The sequence below is a fragment of the Clostridium sp. CAG:43 genome (assembly GCF_000434655.1).
Lineage (GTDB): Bacteria > Bacillota > Clostridia > Lachnospirales > Lachnospiraceae > Otoolea > Otoolea fessa.
Genome location: NZ_FR895080.1, coordinates 19,359 through 20,496, shown reverse-complemented (window position 1 = coordinate 20,496; position 1,138 = coordinate 19,359). Strand labels below are relative to the sequence as shown.

Genomic DNA, 1,138 nt, shown 5'->3' with positions numbered 1-1,138 from the left:
ACGTCTGAACCTGATCACGGATCCACTTTGCAAGACAGGCTGCTTTCTTCCCGGTCTGCGCCTTGTCCTGCTTTTCTCTGGTATCGGCATCCGCATCTGCTTTTGTTTCAGCCTTTTGCTTTTCCTCTATAAGCGCCTGTATTGTCTCCGCTGATGCCTCGAACAACACAGCACGCCCCGGACGCGCACCGATGCTAAAACGATATGCTCCATCCGCCCGTTTCGCCGCTGCACAGGTCAGCACTGGAAAATCAGTCTGCGTATTCCGCACGGACTGGTAGTGATATACGGCTTTGTCTTTATGGACAATTAATTTGACTAAAATGTCCCGGCCGCCGATCTGTTTTGCAAATTCCACCAACGGCATCCGTCCAGCTTTGTAAAGTTCCACTTCTGTGTCCATCGCCAGGAACATTGTCAGGACATCTGAAAATCCAAATCTGCCATAGATACTGCCTCCGACTGTCGCCAGGTTCCGAAGCTGCACGCCGACGATATGGCGCACCGATTCGCGCATGGCACCGTCTGTGTATGCCGCCAATCCCGGATGTTCTTCCAGCTGGCGCAGGGTAACCATCGCACCGATCTCAAACGCATCCTCTGTCTCCTCTATCTGATCCAGCCCCAGCCCTGAAATATCAATCGCGGTTCCTACATTGCCCCGGCTCATCTTCAGCCAGATCATACCGCCTATCACCCGGTTCGCTTTTTTCTGATTCAGCTCCCAGGCTTCCTCCAGGCTTTCTACCCGTTTATATTCTCGAATCGTCATCATAGGTTTTTCCTCTTTTTCATCTATTTCTTAAATAACAAAATTATCCATCTTTTATTATAGCATAAAACATGGTATAATTCCGTTGTTATTTTTAAAATACAACGAGACCCCTTTTTCCAGAAAAGATTAGGAGGATTTGACAAAAACTATGAAACCATCCATTCGTACCTACCTCTGCAACGACGAAAACCATCGTTTCTTTGGCGAAGGTCCTCGTCAGCTTCTTCATGCCATCGATGAAACCGGCTCGCTCCGCTCCGCCGCTCTGTCCATGAATATGGCGTATACAAAAGCACTTCGGATTATCCGCTCCGCCGAAGCCACGCTTGGATTTCCACTGACCGTCCGCACCACCGGCGGAAA

General features: G+C 49.6%; 2 protein-coding genes. One reads left to right on the top strand and one right to left on the bottom strand.

Translation table 11 applies throughout. The annotated features are described in order from the left end of the window. A partial coding sequence (locus QVO97_RS06500; protein ID WP_288189183.1) for an FAD binding domain-containing protein occupies positions 1-775 on the bottom strand: 775 nt, incomplete at its 3' end. A gap of 148 nt (positions 776-923) precedes the next feature. Here QVO97_RS06500 and QVO97_RS06495 point away from each other — a divergent pair. Then, positions 924-1,138: winged helix-turn-helix domain-containing protein (locus tag QVO97_RS06495; protein WP_288189182.1), on the top strand; the 215-nt coding region annotated here is incomplete at its 3' end.